At 44.1% G+C, this 19,507-nt stretch carries 16 protein-coding genes; 9 read left to right on the top strand and 7 right to left on the bottom strand.

The window, feature by feature from the left end; translation table 11 throughout:
- Positions 1-117 precede the first annotated feature (117 nt).
- The gene (cmk, locus tag P2W84_RS15510) at positions 118-822 is read right to left on the bottom strand and encodes a (d)CMP kinase (protein ID WP_276091070.1); all 705 of its coding nucleotides are present in this window, start codon (positions 820-822) and stop codon (positions 118-120) included.
- Positions 823-1,027: 205 nt separating this feature from the next.
- On the opposite strand from cmk, the gene P2W84_RS15505 reads away from it, so the two are divergent.
- From P2W84_RS15505 to P2W84_RS15480, 6 genes are all read left to right on the top strand, one after another.
- Entirely contained in the window at positions 1,028-2,416 is a 1,389-nt protein-coding gene (locus P2W84_RS15505; protein ID WP_276091069.1) for an MBOAT family O-acyltransferase, read from the top strand.
- Positions 2,417-2,420: 4 nt separating this feature from the next.
- Positions 2,421-3,347, top strand: coding sequence for a hypothetical protein (locus tag P2W84_RS15500; RefSeq protein ID WP_276091068.1), 927 nt, complete (start codon positions 2,421-2,423; stop codon positions 3,345-3,347).
- A 592-nt stretch (positions 3,348-3,939) separates the two neighbouring features.
- The gene (locus tag P2W84_RS15495) at positions 3,940-5,343 is read left to right on the top strand and encodes an undecaprenyl-phosphate glucose phosphotransferase (protein WP_276091067.1); all 1,404 of its coding nucleotides are present in this window, start codon (positions 3,940-3,942) and stop codon (positions 5,341-5,343) included.
- Between the two features lie 207 nt (positions 5,344-5,550).
- Positions 5,551-6,945, top strand: coding sequence for a UDP-glucose 6-dehydrogenase (locus P2W84_RS15490; RefSeq protein WP_276091066.1), 1,395 nt, complete (start codon positions 5,551-5,553; stop codon positions 6,943-6,945).
- Between the two features lie 105 nt (positions 6,946-7,050).
- The gene (locus tag P2W84_RS15485; protein WP_276091064.1) at positions 7,051-8,445 is read left to right on the top strand and encodes an undecaprenyl-phosphate glucose phosphotransferase; all 1,395 of its coding nucleotides are present in this window, start codon (positions 7,051-7,053) and stop codon (positions 8,443-8,445) included.
- Between the two features lie 195 nt (positions 8,446-8,640).
- Positions 8,641-10,104 (top strand): aminotransferase class I/II-fold pyridoxal phosphate-dependent enzyme, encoded by a 1,464-nt coding sequence (locus P2W84_RS15480; RefSeq protein ID WP_276091063.1) that lies wholly within the window; start codon positions 8,641-8,643, stop codon positions 10,102-10,104.
- Here the strand turns inward: P2W84_RS15480 and P2W84_RS15475 are convergent.
- Positions 10,091-10,294, bottom strand: a complete 204-nt coding sequence (locus P2W84_RS15475) for a hypothetical protein (protein ID WP_276091062.1) — start codon at positions 10,292-10,294, stop codon at positions 10,091-10,093. The two genes, P2W84_RS15480 and P2W84_RS15475, sit on opposite strands and share 14 nt — an antisense overlap.
- Positions 10,295-10,708: 414 nt before the next feature.
- Between P2W84_RS15475 and P2W84_RS15470 the strand changes: the two genes are divergently transcribed.
- The 3 genes from P2W84_RS15470 to P2W84_RS15460 all read left to right on the top strand — a co-directional run bounded on the left by P2W84_RS15470 (position 10,709) and on the right by P2W84_RS15460 (position 14,685).
- Positions 10,709-11,356 carry a DUF6266 family protein gene (locus P2W84_RS15470; RefSeq protein ID WP_276091061.1) on the top strand — a complete coding sequence of 216 codons (648 nt, stop codon included), beginning with the start codon at positions 10,709-10,711 and terminating at the stop codon, positions 11,354-11,356.
- Between the two features lie 8 nt (positions 11,357-11,364).
- A complete protein-coding gene (locus P2W84_RS15465) occupies positions 11,365-12,579 on the top strand; it encodes a hypothetical protein (protein ID WP_276091060.1) in 1,215 nt (404 codons plus the stop codon).
- A gap of 144 nt (positions 12,580-12,723) precedes the next feature.
- The gene (locus tag P2W84_RS15460; RefSeq protein ID WP_276091059.1) at positions 12,724-14,685 is read left to right on the top strand and encodes an ATP-binding protein; all 1,962 of its coding nucleotides are present in this window, start codon (positions 12,724-12,726) and stop codon (positions 14,683-14,685) included.
- A 97-nt stretch (positions 14,686-14,782) separates the two neighbouring features.
- Here P2W84_RS15460 and P2W84_RS15455 read toward each other — a convergent pair whose 3' ends face one another.
- The 5 genes from P2W84_RS15455 to P2W84_RS15435 form a co-directional block, all read right to left on the bottom strand.
- Positions 14,783-15,337 (bottom strand): hypothetical protein, encoded by a 555-nt coding sequence (locus tag P2W84_RS15455; RefSeq protein WP_276091058.1) that lies wholly within the window; start codon positions 15,335-15,337, stop codon positions 14,783-14,785.
- Between the two features lie 41 nt (positions 15,338-15,378).
- Positions 15,379-16,719, bottom strand: coding sequence for an SPFH domain-containing protein (locus P2W84_RS15450; RefSeq protein WP_276091057.1), 1,341 nt, complete (start codon positions 16,717-16,719; stop codon positions 15,379-15,381).
- Positions 16,720-17,275: 556 nt separating this feature from the next.
- Positions 17,276-17,518, bottom strand: a complete 243-nt coding sequence (locus P2W84_RS15445) for a hypothetical protein (protein WP_276091056.1) — start codon at positions 17,516-17,518, stop codon at positions 17,276-17,278.
- A 59-nt stretch (positions 17,519-17,577) separates the two neighbouring features.
- Positions 17,578-17,769, bottom strand: coding sequence for a cold-shock protein (locus P2W84_RS15440; RefSeq protein ID WP_276091055.1), 192 nt, complete (start codon positions 17,767-17,769; stop codon positions 17,578-17,580).
- A 652-nt stretch (positions 17,770-18,421) separates the two neighbouring features.
- On the bottom strand, positions 18,422-19,312 hold the full coding sequence (locus P2W84_RS15435; protein ID WP_276091054.1) for an Rpn family recombination-promoting nuclease/putative transposase: 891 nt from the start codon (positions 19,310-19,312) through the stop codon (positions 18,422-18,424).
- Positions 19,313-19,507 lie beyond the last annotated feature (195 nt).

Genomic DNA, 19,507 nt, shown 5'->3' with positions numbered 1-19,507 from the left:
ATTGGATTAAATTGTGAAAATAATAAAGGTATGTAACGATATTTGTAGGTGTTTTCAAATAATTATTAATAAATCAGACGTCCGATCAATCAGGATTTGAGCAAATATATCCATTTGCTATGATGTTGGCCGCTTATCTGGTGCTTTTTTTCGATTTGTTTCAATTATTTCCATCGCCAGATCGAACTGTTGCGCCATGGAAAGATGCGTGTTATCTATGACAATCGCATCAGTGGCACAAATCAGCGGACTTTCCTCACGTGTTGTATCATCGTAATCCCGTTGGGCAAGATTAGTCATTATTTCCTCCAAGGTTACAAGCTCGTTTTTGGAAAGTAATTCTGCATGTCTGCGCTCCGCCCTGATTTTAGGATCTGCAGTCATGAATAGTTTAACTGTCGCATATGGGAAAACCTGGGTGCCAATATCTCTTCCATCCATCACGATGTCACAGGTCTCACCCAAAGATTGCTGAACTCTTACCATAGCCTTCCTAACGCTCCGTATCGGGCTCACTTTGCTTACCTTTTCGGAAACATACATTTTTCGAATTTCGTCCGAAACGTCTAAGCCATTCAGAAAAATGCAGTTTTCATTATTTATGTACTTGAATTCAATGTTTATCAGTTTAATGTTTTCGTCAACAGCTTCAAGATCAGTCAGATCTATCTCATTGGCAATCAGGTGATAGGTTACTGCACGGTACATCGCGCCGCTATCAATGTATGCAAACCGCAAAGCCTTAGCCAATTGTTTGGCGAGAGTGCTTTTGCCGCACGATGAGAAGCCGTCGATGGCGATAACAGTGTTTAGTTTATTCATGAAATTATGTTTAACCGACTGTTTTTGAAAGAACCTTTTTGGCAAATATAGCAAAAAGTCTAATTGGTGTATATTTTACACTATGTTTTTGTTCCTCGTTTGAGATTAATCTTCAATCACTTATTCAATGTTATGTCCATCTACTTAATTTAGTTGTTGGATAGTTATAATTTTCCGAGTTTAGCTGATTGTAGAAATATCTTTAATGCTGTTCAACTCATTTGAATTTCTTGTATTTTTCCCTGTTGTCACTATAATTTATTTTTTGCTTCCGTTTAGATTGAGGTGGATTCATTTGCTAATATTTAGTTGTGTATTCTATTGTTTTTTTGTGCCGGCATATTTATTTGTTCTGGCAGCTACAATCATAATAGACTACGCTGCGGGGATATTTATGGAGCGAGCTAAAGGCGGGATAAAGAAAGCGTGGTTATTGTTCAGCATCTTGTCAACTGTTGCCATTCTAGCAGTATTTAAATATTACAATTTCATCAACGATAGTCTTATCTCGGTTGCGCATTCTTTTGGCTTGGAATATACCCCAAAGGCAATGTCGCTGATCTTACCAATTGGTTTGTCTTTTCATACCTTCCAAAGTCTCAGTTATGTGATTGAAGTCTACCGCGGAAATCAGACCGCTGAAAGACATTTTGGGATTTATGCACTATATGTAATGTTTTATCCCCAGCTTGTTGCAGGCCCAATAGAAAGGCCGCAAAATATTCTCCATCAATTTCGCGAGCGACATCGGTTTGAGTACGCCAATGTAACTCAAGGGCTGAAATTGATGGTTTTTGGCTTTTTCAAGAAACTGGTCGTTGCCGATAGGCTGGCCTTATATGTGGATAGTGTCTACACCAATCATGACCAGCACAACGGTATCTCGCTGGCTGTAGCGACGATTCTCTTTGCTTTTCAGATCTATTGTGACTTCTCCGGTTACTCAGACATCGCGATCGGTGCAGCAAGGGTGATGGGATTCAAGTTGATGACAAATTTCAACAGGCCATATTTTGCCCGGTCTGTATCTGAATTCTGGAAGCGCTGGCATATTTCGCTTTCTACCTGGTTCAGGGATTATGTATATATACCGCTCGGGGGTAATAGAACAAGTGGCTACAGGGTTTCATTAAATATCCTGATCACTTTTTGCTTAAGCGGTCTCTGGCATGGAGCCAATTGGACATTTGTAATTTGGGGGGCGCTAAATGGTTTGTATCTTGTCATCGAACGGGTGCTTGGAAAACCAGGGCGGAAGGTATATGGTATCGTATTGACTTTTTTGTTGATAAACATATCCTGGGTGTTTTTTCGCGCTGAATCTGCTTCTGCAGGAGTGTCCATTTTGAATAAGATATTCACCCAACATGGTGCACCGTTTTTGGGAGACAACAAGACGCTTTTGTATGGTATCCTGTTTTTGGGTCTGCTATTGGCTTCAGAGTTTGTTCAGGAATTTAAGCTGAAGTGGTTCGGTGGATTTTTTAGTGTGCATCAGGTGACGATAAGACGGCTTTCTTATATAGGTATTGTTTTAATCATCATGCTGTTCGGGGTGCTTGACAACAGTCAGTTCATTTATTTCCAATTTTAGATAAATGAAAGGGCCAGGCAATAATAATCAGATTTGGAAGTTTACAAAAGTGTTTGGTTCAATGCTAGCCATTCTGTTTTTACTGGATACGCTTCTGGGCCATTCTTTTGATTATCTGCTTAGTCGGCAGCGTAGCGGAATGTTTTATCGGGCCAATTACATCATCAAAAGTTGTAAGGAGGAAGTTCTGGTATTTGGTTCTTCCCGGGCCAGCCATCACTACAATCCGGATATTCTCGGAAAGAGGCTTGATGCCAGCTTTTATAATTGCGGGCAAGATGCTCAGGGCCTGGTTTATAGCTGTGCTATGATTACAGCAGTAGTAAATAGGTATAAACCCAAACTGGTGATCATTGATATAAACCCAACTGAGTTTACAACAAGTGAAGTTGGTAAGCTGAATATTTTATTGCCATACCATACTAATCCGGTTTTTCAAAGGTTCATTTCCTACAACGGCAAGTCTGAACGTCTCAAGTTGATGTCTGGTATTTACCCCTATAATTCTCAGTTTGGAGCGCTCCTACTTGGTTTGGATCAAAAAAGAGAATTGTCAGTTATAAGTGGTTATCTTCCACTACAGGGTAGCTACAAAGGAGGACCTGCTTTGATTACAGAGCGCTCTGCAGATATAAAAAGTATAAAGATCGAATTACTTGAAGAAGTTTTAACAATGCTTGAAAACAAGGACATTCCGAGCCTTCTTGTAACTTCTCCTGTGTATGGTAAGGTCTTAAATAATGTAACAGATAGCATTTGCAAATCGCTTGCAAACAAATATTTGCATACGAGCTTTATTAGCTTTTGTAATAATAATAAATATTCGAGTCGGAGTTTATTTAAGGATAATTATCATTTGAACAGTTCAGGGGCAATTGTATTTTCCAACGAGTTGCTGGAAGAGGCTGTTCAGCGCATAAATTATAATTGAGTCCGGTGAGTACTACTTCAGATGTTATTTGATTTCGTCCTCAAGTACAATAGCACGTTTGGCATCGAAATAGGCCCATACCCAAAAAACGATGTATAATATGATAAGTGTTAAAAATAGGATTTCCATTTGCTCAGATTATTTGGTTAGTTGTTCTCGTTAATCCTAATTTAATGTTAAAAAGGTGTTACTTGCAAATAAAACAGAAAAATATTTTTAGTTACAACTGAGGGTTGTTGTTTACAAAAGTGTACAAGTTACCTGCTGAATTCCGTGTTTTTTGATTGATTTGTTCTAAATGTAATACAGTGTTGTATTATATTTTAATCATATCGCCGATTGTCTATAGAAAGTATTTTTAATAGATGCTTCTCTATGAGAATCAGAGACTTTTAATTTAATATTTGATAATATGGTCATTAAAAACTCTGTCAGAAATCAGGAAATTGCCGAACCTTCGTGTTATTTATACACTTTTTTCTTAAAGTACAGCATTTGTCTTTTGAATGGATTGATTTTTGAGTAAATTGCACGTGTAAAATGAATGAAATGAACAGGGAATTCATTTTATTTTTGTCCTAAGCAGTATCTCATGGCCATTCAAACTCGCTACATCTATTTATTACGTTATATCCTTCCGGTCACAGATATAATCATGCTGAACTTGGTTTATTTCATGGCTTATTATGTGACGGCTGAATTAGGCAGAACCGCATCGGGGGAAATCGAAATTGATAGGAATTACATTATTGTTTGCAACTTGATCTGGATGTTAAGTACAGCAGTCTTTGGCTTGTATACTGCGTATGGAGCCCGGCGTCTGGAACGCATTTACAGGGGTACCTGGAGAAGTGTAATTCTTCATTTTGTATTATTTGCTATTTATTTAATGTTTGCCCGTGACGATCAGTTTTCCAGGACCTTTCTCCTTGTATTTTATTTTTCTTTGTCAGTGGCGTTTATTATCAACCGCTTTGTAGGCACTTCTATTCAGTATATCGTCATTAACAAGTTCAAAGCAACAAAAAAGGTTGCGGTAATGGGTTCCAACGATACGGCCATCCGGATATCGGTATACCTGCAGAAGCAGGCAAGTCTTGATTTCTATGGTTTCGTCGGAGATGATGAAAGTATTTATTCCGATGAGGAAGGCTTCGTCTCCGAAGTGGTTTCGAAAAGGCTTATGGAAGCTGCTGAAAGCGGTGTAAAGGATGTATATGTGGCGGTTGCTCCGCAGAGGATGGGCGAAGTAAAGGCATTAGTTGCGGAAGCTGACCGGCAGTGTGTACGGTTAAAATTTATTCCTGATTTGGGGGGGACGCTTGCTTCACCGTATACAATGAGCTACTTAGGGGGGGAGTTTCCGATCATTACATTGCGCCATGAGCCTTTGGAAGAAATGGGCAACCGGTTTAAGAAGCGTGTATTTGATGTGCTGTTTAGTTCATTGGTAATCGTTTTTATTTTAAGCTGGTTATATCCGATCATTGGCCTCCTGATCAAATTGCAAAGCCCCGGCCCGGTATTGTTCAAGCAGTTGAGAAGTGGGCGTAACGATGAGCCATTCTGGTGCTACAAGTTTCGCAGCATGACAGTCAATAAGGATAGTGACGACAAGCAGGCAACGAAGAATGATGCAAGGATTACTAAAATTGGTGCCTTTTTGCGGAAGACAAGCCTCGACGAAATGCCTCAGTTTTTCAATGTTTTTATTGGCAACATGAGTGTGGTTGGTCCAAGGCCACATATGCTTAAGCATACAGAACAGTATAAAGAGATCATCAGTCAGTTTATGGTTCGTCACTTTCTGAAACCTGGTATCACTGGCTGGGCTCAGGTGAATGGCTATCGTGGTGAGACAAAAGAGAAGGAGGCGATGGAAAACAGGGTGAAATACGATATCTATTATTTGGAGAACTGGACGAGCATGCTCGATGTAAGGATCATCTTTATGACGATTATCAATGCGGTTAGGGGCGAAGAAAATGCCTATTGATGGCAATTCAGCTGATTAACGAGCATTTCTTTCTCATCTGAATATTTGTATTTTGAAGTCTTATTGGCTAAACAATTAAATAGTTATATTGTGGTCAATTAAAGAGGAATTTTTTATCCAAAAAATAAAGAACAGCAACTTAAAGAAGTTCCAAATCAAGTTACAGAACTTTACGGAACAGAATTTTCTTAACGACAGAATATAAACATGACAAGAATTTCAAGCATCTGCTGCATCGGTGCCGGTTATGTCGGTGGGCCTACTATGGCTGTGATTGCAAAAAAATGTTCACACATCAAGGTCACAGTGGTCGATTTAAATGAGGCGCGAATTGCCGCCTGGAACGATACGGATGTCAATAACATCCCTGTATATGAGCCTGGCCTAAGTGATGTCGTAGCTGAAGCCAGAGGACGTAACTTGTTCTTCTCTACGAACGTAGACGACGCGATCGCCGAAGCGGACATGGTGTTTATTTCGGTAAATACGCCCACTAAAACCTATGGCGCTGGTAAGGGCCAAGGTGCAGATCTGAAATGGATAGAGCTTTGTGCGCGTCAAATCGCCCGGGTCTCAACATCAAATAAAATTATCGTTGAAAAATCTACGTTACCTGTGCGTACAGCCGAAGCTGTACGTGATATCCTGCAGAACACAGGCAACGGAGTAAAATTCCAGGTTTTGTCAAATCCGGAATTCCTGGCAGAGGGTACAGCCGTAGAAGATCTGTTTGAGCCGGATCGCGTACTGATCGGTGGCGATGAAACAGAAGAGGGAAAGGAAGCAATTCAGGCCTTGGTAGATGTTTATGCCAACTGGATTCCGCGCGAAAGGATATTGACGACCAACGTTTGGTCATCGGAGCTTTCCAAACTGGTCGCTAACGCTTTCCTGGCGCAAAGGATATCTTCGATCAATGCGATTTCTGAGCTATGTGAGAAAACTGAAGCTAATGTCAATGAAGTGGCCAGAGCAATTGGTACCGATAGCCGTATTGGCCCTAAATTCCTAAAAGCTTCTGTTGGTTTTGGCGGCTCCTGCTTCCAGAAAGACATTCTGAACCTGGTGTATATCAGCCGTTCATTTGGATTAAAGGAAGTAGCGGACTATTGGGAGCAAGTGATCATCATGAACGATCACCAGAAAAAGCGTTTTGCGCTGAATATTGTGAAGAGCCTGTATAACACAGTTTCTGGTAAGAAAATAGCCTTCCTGGGATGGGCGTTCAAGAAAGATACGAATGACACCCGTGAATCGGCAGCGATCTATGTGGCTGATGAGCTGTTAAATGAGCAGGCCCAAATCAGGGTATATGACCCTAAAGTAGAAGAGGGTCAGATCTATGGTGATTTAAACTATCTGCATACCCGTTCAGCTGAAGAGAATAAAGAAAATGTTGCCGTATTCAGCGATCCTTATGAGGCTTGTAAGGATGCCCATGCCATTGCAGTCCTGACGGAATGGGATGAGTTCAGGGATTATGACTGGCAGCGTATTTATGACAGCATGCTGAAGCCTGCAAAAATATTCGATGGCCGGAACATCCTGGATGTGGAGAAACTGAAGGCAATCGGCTTTAAAGTGCAATCAATAGGTATGTAAGACCTGTTAATTGACTTCCTGTTATGTATGAGCCAACTGCGATTTTTCGCAGTTGGTTTTTTGTTTAAAGATATGATATCTTTGATCAACCAAATATAAACGGGATTGTCGAGTTCTACGAGTGAAAAGTATGGTTCATACTACAGGCTGATTGGCATTTTGGCCGATCTGGCTCTGCTTAATCTTTGCGGTTATCTGGCCAGCTTGTTTCTGACGGCATCGGAAGTCCGGCAGGTTAGCGTGGTCCAGGTCCTTTTTGTCAATTTCCTCTGGTTTAACATCAGCCAGGTGGCATGCCTGTATAAGGACATCTTTTTGAAGGACGCCATCCCGACCATCAAGCAAACGCTATCTTCGCTTTTGTTCTTCGCACTTTTTATTGGCGGACTGGTTTTCTATGTTCCTGAGTTTACCATTTACAATAGGCTCATACTTTATACCTTTATACTTTTCACCCCTTTATTGCTTGTTGGAAAGATTGTTTTCTTATTAGTGAGGCGCTCACACCGGGCGAGACTGGTAGACTACACAAGGGTTGTTATCGTGGGGGCAGGTCCAGTCGGAAGGGAACTTAAAAAGATCATGGAAAGCAAGTCCAGTATGGGATTTCGTGTGGTCGGCTTTTTTGATGATAAGGAAGATATCGGCGACGATGAAGTCTATATTTTAGGGAAGGTTCAGGATTGTATCCGGTATGTCCGCCAGCACAAGATTAAGGAGATCTATTGTGCCTTGCCCGATAGGGCCTATCATAAAATTGAGCAGCTGATGCGGCAGGCGGACAAAGAAGTCATACGGTTCAAGATCGTACCCGATGTAAAGGACTATTTCCGGAAAAATGTAAATGTACGGATGCTTGGGCACTTTCCGGTAATCAGTCCAAGGGCGGAACCACTGGAAAATTATGGCAATCAGGTTATTAAAAGAATATTTGATATCGTTTTTTCTTTGTTCATTATTGTCTGCATCATGAGCTGGCTGATGCCGATCATTGCGGTATTAATCAGGCTTGAGTCCAAAGGCCCTGTATTTTTCAAACAGCTAAGGTCTGGTAAAAATAACCAGCCATTTTATTGTCTGAAGTTCCGCAGCATGAAGGTAAATGCCGACGCAGGGCATCGTCAGGCGACCAAAGACGATCGGCGGATTACCAGGGTGGGTGCATTTCTCCGCAAGACCAGTCTGGATGAACTGCCCCAGTTCTTTAATGTGCTGGCCGGAAATATGTCTGTGGTAGGCCCCAGGCCTCATATGCTCAGGCATACCAAATTATACTCTGACCTCATTGATGAATTTATGGTGCGTCATTTCCTGAAACCTGGAATCACCGGCTGGGCCCAGGTAAACGGGTTGCGTGGTGAAACCCAGGAAGATGAAGCCATGGAAGCAAGGGTGAAGGCAGACATCTGGTACATGGAAAACTGGTCTATGTTCCTGGACCTGAAAATCATCTTCCTTACTGTCTGGCAGGTGTTTGCTGGTGATGAAAGCGCCTATTGATAATAACACCCGCCAGCCCGGCTGCGTCCTTCCAGACCGGCAGATGCAATAGCAATTTCCACAAATTCCTGTATTAGTTTTTGGCGTGCTTTCGGAAATTTTCTTTAGGGTGATTTTTGTTGTCTGTGGGATTAATATGGTTTAATTAACTTCGCTGCACTAACTTATTTATTCAAGAATTATCTAAGCGCTTTTATGAGAAATAAAACGGATGTGCTCCAGTGGAAATTTTCTTTTGAGCGAGGTGCGAGGCCTGGACATCAGCTGGCAGCGCATATTGAAAAGCTCATACTTTCCGGCGAGCTTTGTGCCGGAACCAGCCTGCCATCGCAAAAGGAACTGGCACGGCTCAACAATATCAATGCCAACACCGTTCGCAACGTTTATGACCGGTTGTTCTCCAAAGGTCTTTTATATGCGGTTTCCGGATCGGGTACCTATGTTTCAGCAAATCTGAACGTACCCGGAGGCAGCTTCCCGCAAAGCGGATTTTCAGATGAGGTGCCGCTGCAATTGCCGGATAACGCGGCTTTAAAACCCGTAAGCCCTCTTTTGGAGCAGGATTTCCTTTCGGTGGGGTTAGATACCTTAAACCCGGTCTACTATCCGGATGCGGTGCTGAACAGGTACAGGAGAAAACACCGTGACCGGTATTCGCGCTATTCGCAACTGGACCACTTGCGGGATTTACACAGCGATGCTTATGCGGAGATGGCCAGGGTTTATTTTAACCAGAACTATCAGATGCAGCTCAACCCGGGGACGCTCACCATCGTTTATGGGCGGGATAAATGCCTGGACGACGTACTCAGCAGTTTATTATTTCCAGGCGCCACTTTCGTAAATACTTGTCGCCACGATCCTTTGCTGGCGGAAGTACTGCGCCGCAGAGGCATCTGCCCATTTTATCTGGAGACCAGTTCACCCGATTTCCTTGCCCGGCTCGAGGCCCTGGCTACTACCACTTCACTACGGGCCATCTACCTGCGGCCGCAGTGCAATTACCCGGACGGAGCTGCCCTGGACGCAGGGCTTTGCGCGCAAATCCTGGAGCTGGCCATCCGGTTCGGCTTTTACATTATAGAAGAAGACAAGTATCATGAGTTCTGGTGGGGAAATCGAAAGCCTGCCCATCTGGCAAAGTTGATGCATCATGGTCACGTCGTTTACCTTGCCCCGCTCAGCCAGCTTTCGGTCTACATGCGCAATACACGTATTGTTTGTGCTGTCAGCCCGTTGATTGAGCGGTTAAACCAGCTGAAGCCTTTCCAGCATGAATTCAGGGACTTGATTGAGGAACTTGCAGTCATGGACATGATGCAGAACGGAGATCTGCGAAATGCGGTGCGCACCGCCCGGAAATCTCTGGAGGATAACCTTTACCAGCTGGTTTATCTGCTGGATTCCAGGTTTGGCGACAATATAAAGATAGCCCCGGTGAACGCCGGCTTTGCCTTATGGCTGGAGTTTAAAGACCACCGTTTGCTGGCATCTGCGCTGGAAGATATTGTCAGTTCCGGGCAGCAGATTCCCTTCAGCAATCCCGGGCAGCCATCCGTTCAGACACGTTTTATGCGGCTGGGCTTTGGAACTTTCAGCTTCAGGGAAGCCGACAGCGCAAGTATAGCGATGCAGAAAAGGGTTATCAATGGCGTTTAGTGCGTTCCAGCGAGAAGAGGATAAGCTCTTCACTTACGCCCGTATACTCAGCGAATTCCTTAATCGTCACATAATGGTGTTTTTGCTTGTTGAGGCAGAAGCGGATATCGTTCATCAGGTTCTGGGCTTTTCTCAGGGAAATATCCAGGATAACCATGGCTTCTTTAGGGAAGATCGTTAATTTTTGCATGTCCGTCGTTTTTGGACTGCGGGAGTAAGGGATGGACGCAGCATAAGGCCTTTATGACTTTATGGAAACCTGGCTTCACAGTCGGGTTTATAATTTGTTAACACCAATTTAACGATGAGGTAACGGTTTTTGCAAGGGATGTTTAAAAATGTGCATTTGTGGATAATTGTATGCCTGCGCAAAAGGCGCAGGAAGCGCAGCGTTGTTCCATATGCGCTAAATCTGCGGGCTGCTTAACCGCCCATCTTGACTTTAGCCCCATGGTTTACAAAACAAGCTTACTTATGCAAAGACAACGGCTTATGACTGTAAGGTACCTGGTTAGTACCTTATTAGTATCTCACAGGTATCTGGTAGGTCCCGGCTACCTTCAGTTTACACTGCGGCAACGCTTAAATTTCTAATACCTCAGCTATGGCAAAGATCAAAAAAGGCATCCTCGGACCCATCTCGGGTACACTCGGACCGGTAATAGGAGCGGAATGGATGGGCGTAGCCTACCTTCGCATGAAACGCAGGAAAGAAATCAATTCCGAAAGAACGGTTGCGCAACTCAACAATCAGGCAAAGTTCAAATATGTAAACGACTGGCTCATCCCATTTCATCCTTATTTCAGCGTGGGAATGCTATATGCGGGTACTTATAAAACACCGGTCGGGAATGCGTTGAAGGCTAATTACAAAACGGTCTTCTCGGGCAAATGGCCGGATATTGAGGTTGATTGTTCCAAATTAGTGATCAGCAAGGGCGATCTGGCACCGCTGGGTAACCCGGTAATTGTATGGGACGGCCCGGACAGCCTTCAACTTACCTGGCAGCGGAACGAAGTAGGAGGTGCTGCTTTTAATGACCAGCTCATACTGGCACTTTATAATGAAGGTCAGCATCTGGTGGATGGTTTTGTAGGCGGCGCGGTCCGAGTCGCCCAAGGTTGCCGTTTTTCACCTCAGGTTTCCATGAAAGGCCAGCCCATGCATGTTTATGTCGGAGTGGTTTCTCTGGACCGAAGTAAAATTTCCCACAGCCAATATTTAGGCGTGCTCAATCCATTTCAACCATGATAAAAACTATGATGAAAATATCTACTACGGTGAGCGCATTCATTAATGAAGCCTCGCAATTTTCCGGTCTGCACGCCCTTGCAGAGCGCCTGGGCCCCGGACAGGAATTACTTACTGAAGATGAGGTTGCTTTATGGCAACAGGCGCTGCCCAGCCTGACCAGCCAGGTGCTGGACAGGCTCAATTTGTTGACGATAGGCTCCCGAAAAAAGCAATGGTGTAAAATGCAGCTGGAGACAACTACAAAAGAATGTGTGGCTTTAATGGATCTGCTGACGGGTTTTGCTGCTGAAGCCAGGCTTGTGCCGCTCATAGAACAGCTTTCCGGTTGTCTCGATGGGATATATGACCTTTGCGTGTATCTTTCCGGGATATTTAGAATGGAAGTTGGGGTGATGCCGCTGAAGCAGCTGAAAGATGGGAAAGCGCATCTTCAAAGACATATGGATAGCCTCCGCGAAACCCTGTCAGCTCCGGGGGTTGATGTGCGGTTAAAGCACCTGATACTTCATAGCTTAAGAGCGTTTCTTGAGGCTGAACGGGAGTGCAGGGAAAGACTGGATTATCTGATGTGCTTGTCTGCTTCGATACTTAAATTTTCTCGGACAATTCATACCGGGGACATCAATGCACAGCTCATCGCGCATTTATATCAATTGAACTTTAATGCGGAGTCTTTTTTAAAATACTATAAGGAATTGATCAGTGCGGAACTTGACATGCTGATTAAAGTTGAAGATCAGCTTGAACTGTTGTATGAATATAAGCACAGATTCGGAAAGGTACCTCTTCGCCCTGCGGCTCCAGCCTTTCATACAGACCAGCCAGGTGCTTGTCAGGCAATGAATGATGTGCTTAAGCTTGAATTTCACAGGATCAGGAACCGGCATAAATTTCAGCTTGCAGCACAGTACTTGTCGCAGTCTGGGCGCAGCAAAGCCGAATTTGATGATGCTTTCCGGATTGACACCGACATGAGTGTCGGCTGTCTTGCTTATCTGGTGAGGCTGATGGTAGATACCGGCCTGGTGGGAGCAGCTACCAAGGTCCAGTTGCTGTCTTTCGTTGCGGGTGCGTTGCGGACGCCTGGTACTGCCGGGCGGGCCATCTCCGTGGAAAGCCTTACCACAAAATACAAGCAGGTGACGCAGCACACGGCTACCACTGTGCGCGCAGCTTTGAAAAAAATGCTCAGACAGTTGGACAGTGATTTTAATTTTTAAAAGAATATTCCAGGCAGTTGTGGGTTATGTATAGCACTATTTCGCTCTGGTGCGACTGTTAACCATAACGGCCACCGTAATTTCTAATTCCTTTCCGGGTGGGGTAAATTATTAAGATATTAGCAAAAAATCGGCAAAAATACGATGCAGGAATTATTTCATGATCCTTTGTTTCAGGCCCTTTTCAATGCACCTGTACCACGGATCATTGTGAGGGCAGATGCGCCTTTATTTACGATCGTTATCAGCAATGATGCGCACAAGTTTGCTACCAATCTCATCGGCAAAGAAATCGATGGAAAATCGGTTTGGGAAATTTTTGATCCCGATCAGGCCGGTGGCGATGGCGGGCTCCTGCTTAGCGACGCGTTGACGCAGGCACAGCTCACCTATAAAACCGTATTAATGCCGCCTTTCCGGTATGATATGTCTTCACCTGACAATATCGGAATGGTGGAAAAGTGGTGGCAACTGGAGATCATGCCGATTGGCGAGAGCAAGGACCACCCCAGCTTTTTATTAACCACCACCCACGATATCACAGACCAGGTATTTCGGGAGCGGCATATTGAAGATGGCAACAAAAAGTTGGAAGAACTGAATGCCTTGCTCGAAGAACGGGTCGCCGCGCGTACACGGGAGCTCACCCTGAGCGAAAAAAAGCTGCGCACACTGGTCGATCAGTCGCCTGTTGCTATTGCATTGCTTACCGGTAAAGACCGTGTGTTTGACTCCGTAAACAAAGAGATGCTTAAAATACTTGGAAAAGATGACGATATCATCGGGAAACCGCTTTCAGTTGCACTACCCCGGCTTAAACAGCGGACTTATGCGGATATCCTGAATGTATTTGATACCGGGACGCCCTACGGCGGCAAAGAAACTGAACTGAAGCTCTTCACAGACGGCTCATGGCAAACCTGTTACTTTAATATTATCAGCTATCCGATCAAAACCAGCAAATATGAGGTTGAGAGTATCATAGTAGTAGCGAATGATATCACCGACCAGGTTAAAGCCAGAAAAGAACTGGAGCGCATCTTTGAGCAGGCGAACTTATCTAAACAAGCAGCGCAGCTGGGAACGTTTGATATGGATCTGCTGAATGGCACAATGGAATGGGATCCGCGCTGCCGGGAACTGTTTGGTATCAGTCATGGCGAGGAAGTCAGCTATGAAAATGATTTTCTGACCGGCCTTCACCCGGAAGATCGCGAACGTATCTTCGGCATTATTACCAAGCTTTTTGATCGTTCGCAAAGTGACGGTATTTATGATGTTGAGTACCGGACGGTTGGCGCTGAGGATAACAAGGTACGGTGGGTACGGGCAAAAGGAAAAGTGTATTTCGGTGAAAATGACAAGCCTGTGCGGTTTATCGGCTCGGTTTTAGACATATCTGATAAGAAACAGGAAGAGCAGCTTCGTAACGATTTTATCGGGATGGCCAGCCATGAACTGAAGACACCGTTAACCACCCTGCAGGCCTACATCCAGTTATTAAGCAAAAAGAAGAAAGACACTGGTGACCGTTTGGAAGTGATGGCCTTAAAACAAGCTGAAAAACAAATATTGAAGATGGGCAATATGATCTCCGGTTTTCTGAATCTTTCCCGGCTGGAATCGGGTAAACTGTACCTTAACCACTCGGTGGCTGAGATCAGGCCGCTAATTCTTGAGGTCATTGATGAAATGCGGCTGATCCATCCGGATTTTGATATTCAGTTGCTGAACGATGAAAAGGTACAGGCTGATATGGATTCTGAAAAGATATCGCACGTGGTTTCCAATTTATTAAGCAACGCTGTCAAGTTTTCGGATAAAGGAAAAGCTATCCAGGTAACTTATTTCACTGATGGAGAAATTCTCAGGGTAAGCGTACAGGATGAAGGTCCAGGTATCAGCAAAAAAGATGCAGAACACATTTTTTCCAGGTACTACAGGGTTGAAGAGCCCGGGAAGAAGTACGTTTCTGGCTTTGGGATTGGTCTTTATCTGAGCTATGAAATTATTCAGCTTCATCACGGGCGGCTTTGGGTTGAAAGTGAACCCGGACGTGGTTCAGCTTTTATCTTTGAATTACCGTTAGTGAATCCTCTGCCTTGACTTGAAAGCTTTCGCTGCAAATCTGCTTTAATTAAATCAATATTTCAAAAATTGACCCTGCCCAATTTATTCGGACAGGGTCTCCTTAAAACAACTTTTATGGTTTCGCATCTGAAATATCAGCGTCAGAAATAACTTCCCGGCGGCTGTCAGGATTCATTAGTTCCATTAACTTGATCCCCAGCAATCCATCCATTGCTGAGGCGCCATTGGGCCCATTGCTACCGATCAGGACATCTGGAATAAGTTTAACTTTCCCTTTAGACAACTCCTCGGTTATTTTATACCGGGTAAAGTTTTCACCACCCAGCGCCTTGACAGCAAGTTCGTAAGCCTCTGCTGTCGATCTACCAACGGCCAAAATTTTGCCCGCTTCAGCACTTCCTGTTAACGAGATCATTTCCGCTTCAGCTGATGCCCTCAGTTTAATGGCTTCTGAGTCTGCATGCGCTCTTGCCTTTGTAGCTTCTGCTTCAGCGTGAGCCCTCATTTTAGTCGCTTCCGCTTCGGCTCCCACAGCAAGTTTAACACCGGCCGCATCGCCTTCAGATTTCTTAACCGTTGCGCTTGCTGTGCGTTCGGCGATCTCCACGCTCTGCTGTGCTTTGACCATGTCCTTCTGCATATCTGCGATGGCCGTCTCCTTCTCCATACCCTGGCGGGTCTCCTGGGCCTGCTTCTGGGTGTTGTAGGTTACCTTTTGCTCTTCGGCAATTTTCGATCAGTCAAAGTCTTCATCAGAGATTCTGGCGGAACAATGTCTCCGATTAGTGTATCCACTGCGTTCACATTATACTCATCGAGCACTTTTCGGATATGTTCTTTCGCAGATTCCTGGCGCTCCTTGCGGGTACTCAAGAAGGCAATAACATCACTATCCTGTGCGGAGTTGCGAAAATAGTTACCTATAGTAGGCTCCAATACCTGAGAAACCAAATTCACCATGTTACCAAATCTGGCGATCACCTTTGGGGCCTCTGTAGTGGGAACGTGAATGATTTGCGAGACATCCAGGTTGAACGGGAAGCCATCTTTAGACCTTACCGTGATGGTACATAAATTCTTATCCAGATTATGGGCCTCACTCCGGGCTGATGCCCAGTTCAAAACCAGGTTGGTAGTAGGTACAGGTTCGACTTTCATTACGTACTTATTGATGGGATACTTTCCTGGTCCAAGCGGCTCCACCCAAACTCCTTTTGATCCTTTCGCGACGATATTGCCATGTTTAAAATCAGCTCCTGTAAGATCGTTGCCATCATTTCCGATATAAGAAATCACGACACCTACATAGCCAATGGCAATTTCAGTCATGGGAATCTGCTCTAACTGGATCGCCCAGGGATTGAGGTTATAAGAACCAGCCAGAACCACCTGCGGCTGCAGGCCACGGTTGCCTCCCCTGTTGATGAACTCGTCGAAATCCTGAAAGTTGTTATGGCCTTCAATCAGTTTACCTGCAATCTGGTCCCTTTCTATCGGCAACCCGTCCAAAGTCGTTACAATTCCGACCATGCTTTCCTGGATCCTGACCATATCGGTTACAGAAACCTGGAACAACATCGTATTGATCCTGTAGGAACCGGACGTAATGTAAGACGTTTGCCTGCCACGCTGACCGCCGTTTTCCAAAAATCTAACGGCATCCTGGAAGTTGTCACATTCTACTTTATGTCCAAGTATATTCCCCGTTGGAATTTCCGAGCCGTCTTTGGCCAGAATCAAACCAATCTTACCTTCGGGGATTATCGTAAATTCTTCCATAGTCACGTTGTACTGCCAAAACCACATCCCAAAATACAGCCCTGGTGCCAGCGTTTTCCCCTGAAAGCCAGCCTCGCCTTTAGTCGCAATTATCCTTCCATCGGGCAATTCTTTCCCGGGCCCGTATAACACAAATTTTTTGGTGACCAGTCCGATCCTGTCTTCAGGAACGACCACCATCCCAAAGAAAAACCGCAAAATGTACTTGTTTAAAACTGCACAGATCAGTGCCACCACCACCCACCAGTAATTTAAAATGAGCGCTTCCATAGTCATATATTTCTACCTTTTATCGCCCGAAAAACCATTCGTCAGGCGCGATATTGGGATCAAAATAAATGCTTCGCTTGATCATTTTCTAGTAATTTCCAATATATATTTTCATCGATTTTAAGGCCTGAAAGATGATTCAGGGGCGATTTTCGTCAAAATTCCACCTGCACTTGAGGTTTATCTAAATCGACCGGTAGATGGCCTGAAACACATCCACAGTTGGATTTTATGGTTCAAGAGATTCCTCGTATCCTCGGAATGACGGCGGCGCATCAGCTTGCTTTCTTATGAGGCGATACCCGTTTATGAGGCGAATATCCGTTTAAACGCGAAGTCTACGAACGAATCGATAAATGTGGTGGGTTTCGGCTGGTTGGCCATAAAATCTGAATATTTAAGCCGTACCGGTATTGGTACAGTATAAAGTATTCGGAATTTTTGGAATGAATATGTTTTAATAAAGATTTTCGATATTTACTTCAGAAGAGAGCGCAATAAAGAAAGCCAATATGCTTCTTGTCATTCAGTTGCTACCTCCCTTTTTTGCGGAATCTTACGCGAAAATACTGTAAAATGCCCTTTTGCATGCCCTTGCGATGTCGGGCGGGAGACCATCTTTTATATGGAAATGGGTTTTGCCTTCTGAGGCAAAGCAGCGGATATAATCGCCGATCGGACGTTCTTTGCTGGTGGTCTCAAAGAACCTTTTGTAAACGGAAGTGATCTCAGCTAGTTTTTCGTTAAAAATAAGTGATTGGAATGGCGTCGCGTTAACACCTTTTGAAAATGAATACATACTATAGGTATAATGAAAAAAGCCCCCGGAAGGAGGCTTTTCGGTTTAAAAAAATAAAATTAAATGACTTTTACGTCAACTGCGTTCAAGCCTTTTTTGCCGTTCTCTATTTCGAAGGAGACGCGGTCGTGCTCACTGATGGAATCGATCAGGCCAGTGGAGTGTACGAATACGTCTGCGCCGCCGGATGTTGGGGTGATGAAGCCAAATCCTTTGGTCTCATTGAAAAACTTTACTGTTCCTTCTTGCATTGTTGTTGTTGAATTATGATAACTTATTTAATTTATTCTGTTTAGGCAAAAAATGCCGTGTTGTCGGTCGCAGGTTTGAAACCCCGAATGACCTCATGTAGTGTTAAAACCGGGAGCTGGAAAGGCGAAGACTGAAGAAGAGAAGATATTCCAGCTAGATCAGAAAAAGCAAAGCAGAACCTTGTTGCTCATCAAAGGTAAACATAATAATTTGATTTTCAGGCATTTTTTATCGAATTGTTTGGAAGCGTGTTGAAAACGATAGTTTCACGGAATCGGCCTGATATTCGCCGCTAATTCTGTTCCAGCTATTGACTTTATCGTAACCAGGAATTTGAAGGATTTCAAAGATGCCGGAGTGACTGTTGTCCCGCCAGATCAATTAATAATCGCGGTCAAATAAAATGCCCTTTTGCACGCCCTTGAGATAAATAGTCCCGATCCATAGCTGGCTTTTATGGTTCAAGAGATTCCTTGTACCCTCGGAATGACGGCGGTGCATCAGCTTGCTTTCTTATGCGGCGAATACCCGTTTATGAGGCGAATATCCGTTTGAACGCGCAGTCTACAAATGGATCGATAAATGTGGTGGGTTTCGGGATGCAAGTTGGTTTGGTAGCCAGTCTCCCGGCTACCCTTTATAATTACAAGACTAAAGTTCCTTTATTTCATTAGCTGACAAACCAGTAAGTTCAGCAATCTCGCTGAAGCTCATTTCTTTAGCTTTCAATTTCGAGGCCATTTCAACCGCTTTTTTGTGTAGCCCTTCATTCAATCCCTGCTCCATTCCTTCGCGCCGTGCAGTTTTAACGGCGTAGTCCATCACATTCTCATTGTCCCACTTGTATTTCATATTTCTATTGTACATGGCTCTTTCCTCCCTGTTTAGATTGGTATACTTTGCGAGGTTAAATAACTGCTCAAATTCCGGGCCGTTAAGGTACTCAGGTCTGGTTTTAAACTCCGTCAGGTGCTTCAGGGCATACAGCCATTTGTCCAGATCCGATACCAGGTCCTCCGGCTCCTTAACAAAGTTAAGCATCTCAATGAATATCATATTCATACGGTCAGAAAAAATCTTCCCTGAGCGCCGGTGTGCCCAGGATATATCCTGAATATATTCATTGGGATTGCTCTCGGGCATCCTGAAATCTTCCAGGAAGGCGATGAGGTAAATGTCGGTTAAGCGGTAGGCCCATTTCTTCCTGTTGCCTTTGGGGCATTGTTCGCTCGCAGCCCTGGATACATAAAACATGGCCCGGTCCACAATATTCTCCTGATAACCGCGCTGGATCTCAATAATGAATGTACTGCCATCGGCATCCGTACAATGCACATCAAAAATGGCACTGCCTTCTTCGTTAATTTCCCCGGGGTGCTCATTTTTACTGTATTCAATACTGACAATATGTTTTCTGCCGTCAAGCAGCTGGTTTAACAGGCCTGTAAGCATTGGCTTGCTTTCTTCTGACCCGAATATCCGTTTGAACGCGAAGTCTACGAACGGATCGATAAATGTGGTGGGTTTCGGCTGGTTGGCCATAAAATCTGAATATTTAAGCCGTACCGGTATTGGTACAGGATAAAGTATTCGGAATTTTTGGAATGAATATGTTTTAATAAAGATTTTCGAAGTGATTTATACGAAATCCGTCATCTCGACGATAGGAGAGATCTCTTGTTGAGGTTATGTTGTTTATGATTTGATATATAGTCCCGATCCATCGCTGGATTTTAT

The sequence above is a fragment of the Pedobacter sp. JY14-1 genome (assembly GCF_029269825.1).
Lineage (GTDB): Bacteria > Bacteroidota > Bacteroidia > Sphingobacteriales > Sphingobacteriaceae > Pedobacter.
This window is presented reverse-complemented; position numbering and strand designations above follow the sequence as displayed.

Bases quoted from the DNA above. Each gene is read 5' to 3' on its own strand.
- cmk (WP_276091070.1), bottom strand. From the start codon at position 822: ATGAATAAACTAAACACTGTTATCGCCATCGACGGCTTCTCATCGTGC.
- P2W84_RS15505 (WP_276091069.1), top strand. From the start codon at position 1,028: ATGCTGTTCAACTCATTTGAATTTCTTGTATTTTTCCCTGTTGTCACT.
- P2W84_RS15500 (WP_276091068.1), top strand. From the start codon at position 2,421: ATGAAAGGGCCAGGCAATAATAATCAGATTTGGAAGTTTACAAAAGTG.
- P2W84_RS15495 (WP_276091067.1), top strand. From the start codon at position 3,940: ATGGCCATTCAAACTCGCTACATCTATTTATTACGTTATATCCTTCCG.
- P2W84_RS15490 (WP_276091066.1), top strand. From the start codon at position 5,551: ATGACAAGAATTTCAAGCATCTGCTGCATCGGTGCCGGTTATGTCGGT.
- P2W84_RS15480 (WP_276091063.1), top strand. From the start codon at position 8,641: ATGAGAAATAAAACGGATGTGCTCCAGTGGAAATTTTCTTTTGAGCGA.
- P2W84_RS15475 (WP_276091062.1), bottom strand. From the start codon at position 10,294: ATGCAAAAATTAACGATCTTCCCTAAAGAAGCCATGGTTATCCTGGAT.
- P2W84_RS15470 (WP_276091061.1), top strand. From the start codon at position 10,709: ATGGCAAAGATCAAAAAAGGCATCCTCGGACCCATCTCGGGTACACTC.
- P2W84_RS15465 (WP_276091060.1), top strand. From the start codon at position 11,365: ATGATGAAAATATCTACTACGGTGAGCGCATTCATTAATGAAGCCTCG.
- P2W84_RS15460 (WP_276091059.1), top strand. From the start codon at position 12,724: ATGCAGGAATTATTTCATGATCCTTTGTTTCAGGCCCTTTTCAATGCA.
- P2W84_RS15455 (WP_276091058.1), bottom strand. From the start codon at position 15,337: ATGGAGAAGGAGACGGCCATCGCAGATATGCAGAAGGACATGGTCAAA.
- P2W84_RS15450 (WP_276091057.1), bottom strand. From the start codon at position 16,719: ATGGAAGCGCTCATTTTAAATTACTGGTGGGTGGTGGTGGCACTGATC.
- P2W84_RS15445 (WP_276091056.1), bottom strand. From the start codon at position 17,518: ATGTATTCATTTTCAAAAGGTGTTAACGCGACGCCATTCCAATCACTT.
- P2W84_RS15440 (WP_276091055.1), bottom strand. From the start codon at position 17,769: ATGCAAGAAGGAACAGTAAAGTTTTTCAATGAGACCAAAGGATTTGGC.
- P2W84_RS15435 (WP_276091054.1), bottom strand. From the start codon at position 19,312: ATGGCCAACCAGCCGAAACCCACCACATTTATCGATCCGTTCGTAGAC.